Origin of the sequence: Oscillibacter sp. KLE 1728, assembly GCF_934833455.1 — a bacterium.
Lineage (GTDB): Bacteria > Bacillota > Clostridia > Oscillospirales > Oscillospiraceae > Oscillibacter > Oscillibacter welbionis.
Window position 1 is genome coordinate 1 of the sequence record NZ_CAKVVF010000086.1, and the last position, 8811, is coordinate 8811.

The window sequence follows — 8811 nt, forward strand, 5'->3', positions numbered from 1 at the left end:
CAGGACGGCAGCGTACCGCTCCGCCAGATCTATCGTTGGCTCCGTGGTGCCTGTGGAGATGCTCCACACCTGATCCCCCAGCCGGACCACTAGGAACCAATACCCGTAGTCGTCGCGAGTGGACACCCAGGTCTCGTCCAGTCCGGGGATCTGCCAGGCCATGATGGGCCAGCCTTTCTCCTGGTAGTCCGCCAAGATGCCGTCTACCAGATCGTCCGCCAGCCAGGGGAAACGGAGGCGGTAGTAGCGGTTCTCCGTCTCCCAGTCGCCCATGCCCTCAAAGGTCCACCACTGGTCTGTGGTAAGCCAGTTGTCCCAGTGGATGGCCTGGACCTCCTGCAATCCCTTTTCCGTGATATATGGGACCGGCCCGTCAAAGGTCTCCGCCGGTTCAAAGGGCCGCGATCTGGGGTCCGCCATATCGGCGCAGAGTGATGCGATGTAAATTCCCCACAGCAGCATGATCGCCAGGGACAATCCGCAGGCCAGCCGGTAAGGCCGCCTGTGGCACACGGGTACTCCCGCCCGCAGAGGCCGCAGATACCGTCGTAGAGACCACCACTGCCGGAACGCCGCCAATGCGAGTGCCAGCAGAAAGCCCCAATAGGCGGCCTCCCGCCACAGTGGCTTCCACTCCTGCACACTCCATACGAGAAGGGTTCTCTCTGTCAGAAGCGTCTGTACCGCCAGCACTGCCAGAAGCGCCGTGACCGCGGCCCAGAACTGCGTCACCTTTTGCTGGCGGCGGAACAGCCGGTCATATGCCTGGGCCTCTGTCTCCGGGTCCGTGTGGAGTTCCGGCGCATCGGGATCGTCGCACCGCCACAGGTGCATGGACTTGCCGGAGGTGTCCACATACTCCCAGCCCATAGACTGGTAGGCCGCCAGGCGCTCTGGGTCCGGGCAGCTCTCCTTTACTGGGGCAGGTTCCAGTCGGTAGCGAACAGCCTTTGGCTCCCCCTTCTCAAAGACCGCCAGGAAGAAAATACCGGGAACCGAGACGGCAAACCACCCCCGGGCGGCCTGGTCCTCCATCCGGGCCTGCTGGGCGGCTACGTCGTAAATGTTCATGGGCATCAGCTTCAGCATGGCGTTTCCCCTCTTTTTCTATTGAAACTCCGCCAGGACGGCGACGAAGTCGTCCAGGTGGTCCATCAGGTCCCGGTCTGTCCGCACCCGCTCCATCAGCACCGCCCGCCCCATCCGGCCGATGAAGCATCGGTTTTTATCCGTGTCGATCACCACCGCTTGGTCAAAGCGGCTGTCCGCCACCTCCCGGACCTCTACCACGGACCAGGTGTCCAAGAAATTCGCTAAGCGTTCCCGATACAGGGCCTCCGCCAGGAAGGTGAACCGCACCCGGTCGAAACCGGCCCACAGGGACGCTTTAAAATCCCAGCGGAACTGGCTGACCTCCCGGTGATCCGTCAGCAGACTCCGTCTCTCCCGGTAAACAGATGAATCCAAGGGCAGGGCGGCGGCCTCCGGGGCCACTGCCTCCATGGAGACATAGGGCAAGGGCTCTGGCGCGTCGGACAAGGGCATCTCCTGCTGGCTGCCGAATACAGATACGGCAAGTGCAGCCACCAGTCCGCAAATCCCCCAGGAGACGAGATTCTGCCGCCTCCGCCGCCGTAACGACGCATCCAGGTCCTCAGTATCCGGCGCCATCCCCGCCTCCAGCTGGCGGCGCATCCGCTGAACGCCCCGCAGCGCCCGCAGATTGCCGCAGAGCCACTCCAGGGCACAGACCACCGCAAGCAGCCACACAGCCCACATCCCTTTCAGGAACACCTCCACCGGCTGGCCGCTCTCCCAGAGGCTGCGAAACTGCAAGATCGTCCAGACAACAATCAGCACCATGGAGATCAGCCTATGTCGCCGGAACAGCCGCAGCTGCCTCTCCCAGGTCAGACACAGGGCAGAGGGATCTGTAAACAGCTCCGGCGCCTGTGGGTCCGCGCAGGCATAGACCCGATAGTCCCCCAGGATGCCGGCAGGCTCCCACCCCATTTCCCGGTAAGTCTCCTCCCGCTCACATTGGGCGTCATAGGTCTCTGTCCGCAGGGGCTCCAGCCGATACCGGAGCTTCCTGGGCTCCGCCGGCTCAAACTTTCCGCTGCCATAGCGAGAAAATGACACCGGCCGCCAGCCCTGGACAGCTTTTTCCTCCAGCCACCGCTCCAGAAGGGCGGTATCCCAATAGGCCTCCGGCATGAGAAAACGCTTTTTCACGGTGCCTCCTCTCTCATCCCCGGCAGCAGCCGCTCCGACGCCAGCTCCTCCCGCTCGCCATCGGCCACGCAGAGGCGCAGGCGGGAGAGCTCCTGCCGGAACAGGGCCCGGCCCCGGTCCGTGATGGCGTAGGTCCGCTTCCGCCCCTCCACCGCCGCCTCCCGGATCAAGCCCTCCTCCTGAAATTTTGCCAGAATCGTGTACAGCGTCCCTGGCCCCAGGGGTACCCGACCGGCGGTGGCGTCATCCACATACCGGACAATCTCCGTGCCGCACCGCTCCTGCCGCAGCAGGCTCAACAGCACATAGAACATGCTCTCCGTCAGGACTTTCAGCGGCTCCCTGGCCATGGTATCCCCCCTAATATCGAAACACGATACTTTCTGGGTTCACTATAATATCGTTGCACGATATTGTCAAGCTGTCTGTTCGCTTCCAGCTCTGGAATGTTTTGAGGGTTGCAGCCCGCCCCCTCCCTCCTGTATGCTCTTGTACAGCAGCGACAAACCAGAAAGGACGAATTTTCCCCATGAAACGAAAACTTCTCTGCGGCCTGCTGGCCGCCCTTACCCTGACCTGCGCCACCGTCAAGGCGGCCCCCAGCCGGGTGGTACCCGTCCAGGTGGACGGCACCGTTCTGAGTCAGGGCGTCAACTACCTGCAGAGCGGCGTGACCTATGTTCCCCTCCGGGGACTGCTGGATGCCTTCGGCGGCTGGAGCGTCTGGTGGGACAGCAGCCGAAAGGTGGCTGCCGCCGCCTCCGGCAGCCAGTCCGTCACCGCAAACCCGTCCCGAAATACCGTGACGGTCAACGGCCGTACATACAGCGGCAAGGTCTTTGTGGAGCGTGGCCGGACCTACATCCCCCTGCGGACTCTGGCCACCGCCCTGGGCGGCAGCGTGGCCTGGGATCCCCAGCTGGGCGGCGCGGCGGTGACCTCTCCCGGCGCGGATCACAACGCCATGGACCTTTACTGGCTCAGCCGCATCATCAGCGCCGAGAGTCGGGGCGAGAACATGACCGGCCAGATCGCCGTGGGCAATGTGGTGCTGAACCGGGTTGCGGCGAAGGAGTTCCCCAACACCATTCCCGCCGTGATCTTTGACCGCAAGCACGACGTCCAGTTCACGCCCGTCTCCAACGGCACAGTGTACCTGCCCCCCACGGCCAAATCCGTGGAGGCGGCCAAGCGGGTCCTGAACGGCGAGAACACCGCCGGCAAGGCTCTTTACTTCTACGCGCCCGCCCTGTCCCAGGGCACCTGGATCAACGCCAACCGGGCGTATCTCAAGACCATCGGCTGCCACCGGTTCTACCTGTAATTGACATTTCTCAGCCAGGGGGCTAAAATAGGGCCATCAAGAAGCAAAGGAGCAAGCCACATGCTGTTTTCCGATCATCCCCGGACCCACTACCGCAACGCCCCGGCCCATGAGGTCATCTGCCAGCTGCGGTTCCCGTCTATTCTCACCATCAACAGCGTGGAGCCCGCCGATTTTCAGGAGGCCATCCGCGCGGAGTTCCCCCAGTATGCCCGGCGCCAGGACGCCGCGCCGCCCCGCATCACCGGGCTGGGCAGCCCCAATCCCAAGGTGGAGCAGCAGCCTCCGGTGACCAATCACAACTTCGTCTCCGAGGACAACCAGTGGAAGCTGAATCTCACCAAGGACTTCATCGCTCTGTCCACCCTCCACTATCCCGGGTGGGAGGAGTTTGCCCGCCAGCTGGACAAGCCGCTGGCCGCCTTTATCCGGCTGTACAAGCCCGCCTATTTCCAGCGGGTGGGCCTGCGGTATGTGAACATCTTCTCCCGTGCCCGGCTGGGGCTGGAGGGTGCCCGCTGGGCGGAGCTGTTCTCTCCTGCCTACACCGCTCCCATGCAGGAGGCGGAGCTCCCGGAGGACCGCTTTCTCAACTGCGCCTGTGATCTGACGCTGAAGCTGGATTCCAGCTGTCAGGCCAAGGTCCACGCGGGCCCCGGTGTGGTGAAGCGGAACGCCCCCGGCGTTCCCCAGGACCCGGAGGTGAAGTTCATTTTTGACATGGATCTGTCCATGACCGGAAACACCCCCTGCACCCTGGCCGCCGGTGCGCTGGAGACGCTCCACGGCCACTCCACCCGCCTGTTTGAAGGTGCTGTCACCGACAGGCTCCGGGACGCCATGGAGGCCGGATAATCTGCGAAAAAGCCCGGGAGACGTGTACGGACGTCTCCCGGGCTTTTTGTACATGTTGTCACTTCTGGAACATGGGAGTGGAGAGATACCGCTCGCCGCTGTCCGGCAGCAGGGCCACGATGGTCTTGCCGGCGTTCTCCGGCTGTCGGGCCAGCTGGGCCGCTGCCCACACGGCGGCGCCGGAGGTGATGCCCACCAGAATGCCCTCAGTCCGGGCCAGCTCCCGGCCCGTAGCGTAGGCATCCGCATCCGTGACCGTGAGGACTTCATCCAGGACGCTGCGGTCCAGATTCTCCGGCACAAAGTTGGCGCCGATGCCCTGAAGGCCGTGGGGGCCCGCATGGCCCTCCGTCAGCAGGGGCGAGGAAGCGGGCTCAAAGGCCACCACGCGCACAGCGGGGTTCTGTGCCTTCAGATACCGGCCCACGCCGCTGACAGTGCCGCCGGTGCCGACCCCGGCCACAAAGATGTCCACCTTCCCCTCCGTGTCCGCCCAGATCTCAGGGCCGGTGGTCTTCTCGTGTGCCGCTGGATTGGCGGGGTTTTCAAACTGTCCTGCGATGATGCTGCCGGGAATGGACTGATGCAGTTCTTCCGCCTTGGCCACAGCACCCGCCATGCCCGCCGCTCCCGGCGTCAGGATAATCTCCGCGCCGTAGGCGGCGATCAGAGCCCGGCGCTCCACGCTCATGGTGTCCGGCATGGTGAGAATCACACGGTAGCCCTTTGCCGCAGCCGCGGCAGCCAGACCGATACCGGTGTTGCCGGAGGTAGGTTCGATGATGGTGCCGCCGGGAGCCAGACGGCCCTCCGTCTCCGCCCGGGCGATCATGTTGGCAGCCACCCGGTCCTTGGCGCTGCCCGCGGGATTCATGCACTCCAGCTTGGCCAACAGCACGGCCTTCAGGTCGTGGTTCCGCTCGTAATTGCACAGCTCCAGCAAGGGCGTGCGGCCGATCAGCTCAGTGACGCTGTGATAAATAGGCATCGGAAATCCCTCCGTTCTGAATGAATAGCCTCATGATACACCTGCCGCACCGGGTTTGCAACGGACCATTTGCCGAAAATCCGCCTTTAATTCATAGCATTTTTATAGGATATGGAAGAAAAAAAGCGGACCGCCGACAGGCGGGCCGCTTTGAGATGGTATACTCAGGCCACCACGGGGATTTCCACAATCCCGGCGGCACCGGCGGCGATGCTGTACTCGGGGAACACCAGCGTCACAGAGCCGTCCTCATTCAGATAGAAGGAGGTGGCGTCATCCACAGTGGTGAAGCCGCCCTGCTCCGGGGTGAAGAAGAGGCCGCTCTCATCCGCCGCGATCTTCGCATTTACGGCGTCATTGCAGATGCCGACCCAGTCCTCGCCCAGCACGTCGGCCAGGGTGATGTCCTTGTCGTTGGCCAGGTCCAGGTTGTAGCAGTACCGCTGCTGCATGGCAGCGACCCAGCCCTCAGCGAAATCCACCACAAAGGAGACCGTAGTGTCGGTCTGGCTCTTGATCTCGTAGTCGATAAGCACGTTCATCTCCCGGTCGGCCCACTCTTCCTCGGTGCCGCCGGTAGCCAGGAATGCATCCTTGTAATCATCCCAGTCCGCCTGAGCCTGGGCCAGATGGGCGTCCACCCGCTCCTGGATCTCCGCGTTGACCTTCTCGGCCAGGTCGCCCTCAGACTCCACACCGGGGACGGACACCTTGTAGTCGATGCCGTTCTCCACGGTCTCATAGTCCCGGATCGTCAGGACCTGGAACAGCCCGCCCAGCACCGGTACATCCGCAGCCGCAGCCGCGAAGGTCGGGGAGACATTCAGGCCCGCCATCAGCACAGCCAGACAGGCGGCCACGCTGCCCGCAGTCCGCCGGACCACCTTATAACCGCGGCTACGGCTGCTGGTCCTGCCCTGCCGGATGCCTGCGCGGACCCGGGCGTCCAGCTCCTCCGGAATGGGGGTGGACTCATATTCTTCTCGTGCACGCTTGAATTCGTTCATAATTGATCTCCTTCCATTGATATCCGTAATTTCTTCAAGCCGGTGTACAGTCTGGTTTTCACGGTGTTCAGATTCCAGCCGGTGACGGTGCTGATCTCCTTGAGAGACAGGTCCTCATAGAACCGCAGCTTGATGATGGTCCCCACCTCTGGCGGCAGAGCGTCCACCCGTTGGGCCAGCGTGCCGTCCGAAGGCAGAGGGTCCTCATAGCTGCCGGCGTCCAGTGCCTCCGGCGGGATCAGCGTCACCCGCTTTCGGCTGCGAAGCACGTCCATGCACACGTGAACCAGAATGTGATAAAACCACGCACGGAGGGCCTCCGGCTCCTTCAGCTCCCCCTGTTTCTCCAGTGCCCTGCAGACGGCGGTCTGCACCGCGTCCAGAGCCTCTTCCCTGTTTTTCAGGTAGCTGTACGCCAGTCGGTAAAACCGCGCCTGATCCGTTACGAGATAGTCGGTCAGTTGCTTTTCCAGGATATGTGACACGTTTCTCATGGTCCTTTCCGTTCGTTCTGCTGTATAGACGCGCCGGGAGCGGAAAAAGTTTGGAGGGAGAACAATTTTCTGAAAAATTTTCTGCGCAAAAAAGAGACCGGTCTCCCGGTCTCTTTTCATCGGCTGGAATCAATCGTAACGCAGGGCGTCGATGGGGTTCAGCTTGGCCGCCTTGTTGGCGGGGAGATAGCCGAACAGGATGCCCACCGCCACGGAGACGCCGAAGGCCACACCGATGCCGCCAGCCGTGGGCATAGCCACGAAGCCATCGTTGCCGGTGCCCAGCACCAGAGCGATGACATTGGTCAGCACGTTGGCCATGAGGATGCCCAGTATGATGCCGATGGCACCGCCGATGGCGGAGGTAGTGCCGGCCTCAATGATGAACTGGCTGCGGATGTCCCGGCATTTGGCACCCAGGGATTTTCGGATGCCGATCTCCCGGGTCCGCTCCGTGACGGACACCAGCATGATATTCATGATGCCGATGCCGCCCACCAGCAGGCTGATGGCCGCGATGAGGACCAGGATCATCATCAGGGTGTTCAGCATGGAGTCCATGGCGTCCATCATCTCTGCGGAGGTCATGACCATGTAGTAGTCCGAGGACTGGTAGGTCTTGAACAGCCGGTTTTCAATGATGCCCTTGGCAGCAGACGCCGTATCCCGGTCCGTACTGGTCATCAGATACATGTCCCCATATCCGCCCCCCAGCCGCTGGGCATTGGCATAGGGGATGTAGATCACATCATCGACGCTGCCCTCGGTGCTGTCGCCGCTCTCCGCCAGTACGCCCACTACCATGTAGGGCACGCCGCTGACGGAAATCGTCTGACCCAGCGGATCCGTCCGGAAAGCGTTTTCCGCCAGATAGGAACCGATGACACACACATTCTGATGGCGCTCCACGTCAATGTAGCGGAGGAAGCGGCCATTCTCCAGGCTGGAGCCCTGCATGGTCTTCTGGGTGTCGGCGCGGTAAAATGCCTCGCTGACGCCGTAAATGCTGGTGCGGTCGAAGTCCTCCGTTCCCTGCCGCACCTTGGCTGTGGCGGACACATAGGGCGTGACGCCGGAGAGGTACTGGGGGTACTTCTCCACAAGCGCGTACATATCTTCCGTGCTCACGTCCCGGGTGCCGCCCTCGCCGCGGCCGTAGACCATCACCTGGATCAGGTTGGAGCCCAGCTGCTCGAACTGGGCGTTCATGTAATTCTGCATGCCGTTGCCCAGGCTGGTGATGATGATGACCGCCGCCACGCCGATGATGATGCCCAGCATGGTCAGCAGCGCCCGCATCTTGCTGAGCAGCAGGGATTTGATGGCCAGCTTGAAGGATTGGGTGAAATTCATGCCGGCTCCCCCTCTCCCGCGTCCTCCTGGGGCTGGACCACGGCTTGGGGATCACTGGCGTCCCCGTCGTAGATGATCCGGCCGTCCTGCAGACGGACGATGCGCTTGGCCTTGACAGCGATGGAGTTGTCGTGAGTGATGAGGACCACGGTGTCCCCCTCCTGGTTTAGCTTCTGCAGGAACCGCAGCACCTCCCGACCCGTGCGGGAGTCCAGGGCGCCCGTAGGCTCGTCGGCCAGGATCACCGACGGATTCCCCGCCAGGGCCCGGGCGATGGAGACCCGCTGCTGCTGGCCGCCGGAGAGCTGGCTGGGCAGGTTCTTCCGCTTGTCAGCCAGACCTACCCGCTCCAGAGACTGGATGGCCCGTTCGCGGCGCTCCTCTGCGGAGACGCCGGCGTACAGCAGCGGCAGCTCCACATTCTCCTGCACCGTCAGCTTGGGGATCAGGTTATACTGCTGGAAGATAAAGCCCAGCATTTTGTTGCGGATCTCCGCCTGCTGGTCGTCCTCCATGGTGGACACATCAATGCCCCCCAAGTGGTAGGTTCCCGAC

Annotated in this window: 10 protein-coding genes; 2 read left to right on the forward strand and 8 right to left on the reverse strand. The window is 62.7% G+C overall.

Annotation, left to right across the window (positions count from 1 at the left end):
* The 3 genes from QVE23_RS09180 to QVE23_RS09190 all read right to left on the reverse strand — a co-directional run.
* The coding region (locus QVE23_RS09180; protein ID WP_287968004.1) for a DUF2812 domain-containing protein at window positions 1-1089 on the reverse strand (1089 nt) is incomplete at its 3' end.
* An 18-nt stretch (window positions 1090-1107) separates the two neighbouring features.
* Window positions 1108-2235, reverse strand: coding sequence for a DUF2812 domain-containing protein (locus QVE23_RS09185; RefSeq protein ID WP_287968005.1), 1128 nt, complete (start codon window positions 2233-2235; stop codon window positions 1108-1110).
* Window positions 2232-2585 (reverse strand): PadR family transcriptional regulator, encoded by a 354-nt coding sequence (locus QVE23_RS09190; RefSeq protein WP_119311164.1) that lies wholly within the window; start codon window positions 2583-2585, stop codon window positions 2232-2234. The genes QVE23_RS09185 and QVE23_RS09190 overlap by 4 nt, the downstream gene beginning before the upstream one ends.
* A gap of 179 nt (window positions 2586-2764) precedes the next feature.
* On the opposite strand from QVE23_RS09190, the gene QVE23_RS09195 reads away from it, so the two are divergent.
* Both QVE23_RS09195 and QVE23_RS09200 read left to right on the forward strand, forming a co-directional pair.
* Complete coding sequence (locus QVE23_RS09195; RefSeq protein ID WP_025543960.1) at window positions 2765-3559, forward strand: cell wall hydrolase; 795 nt, start codon at window positions 2765-2767, stop codon at window positions 3557-3559.
* A gap of 60 nt (window positions 3560-3619) precedes the next feature.
* A complete protein-coding gene (locus tag QVE23_RS09200; RefSeq protein WP_025543959.1) occupies window positions 3620-4414 on the forward strand; it encodes a TIGR04255 family protein in 795 nt (264 codons plus the stop codon).
* A gap of 58 nt (window positions 4415-4472) precedes the next feature.
* Here QVE23_RS09200 and cysK read toward each other — a convergent pair whose 3' ends face one another.
* The 5 genes from cysK to QVE23_RS09225 form a co-directional block, all read right to left on the reverse strand.
* On the reverse strand, window positions 4473-5402 hold the full coding sequence (cysK, locus tag QVE23_RS09205; protein WP_136890745.1) for a cysteine synthase A: 930 nt from the start codon (window positions 5400-5402) through the stop codon (window positions 4473-4475).
* A 164-nt stretch (window positions 5403-5566) separates the two neighbouring features.
* Complete coding sequence (locus QVE23_RS09210) at window positions 5567-6409, reverse strand: DUF3298 domain-containing protein (protein ID WP_276895448.1); 843 nt, start codon at window positions 6407-6409, stop codon at window positions 5567-5569.
* Window positions 6406-6903, reverse strand: coding sequence for an RNA polymerase sigma factor (locus QVE23_RS09215; RefSeq protein ID WP_036627189.1), 498 nt, complete (start codon window positions 6901-6903; stop codon window positions 6406-6408). Before QVE23_RS09215 ends, QVE23_RS09210 begins: the two co-directional genes overlap by 4 nt.
* Window positions 6904-7032: 129 nt before the next feature.
* Entirely contained in the window at window positions 7033-8256 is a 1224-nt protein-coding gene (locus QVE23_RS09220; RefSeq protein WP_287968006.1) for an ABC transporter permease, read from the reverse strand.
* The coding region (locus QVE23_RS09225) for an ABC transporter ATP-binding protein (RefSeq protein WP_287968008.1) at window positions 8253-8811 on the reverse strand (559 nt) is incomplete at its 5' end. The genes QVE23_RS09220 and QVE23_RS09225, both read right to left, overlap by 4 nt.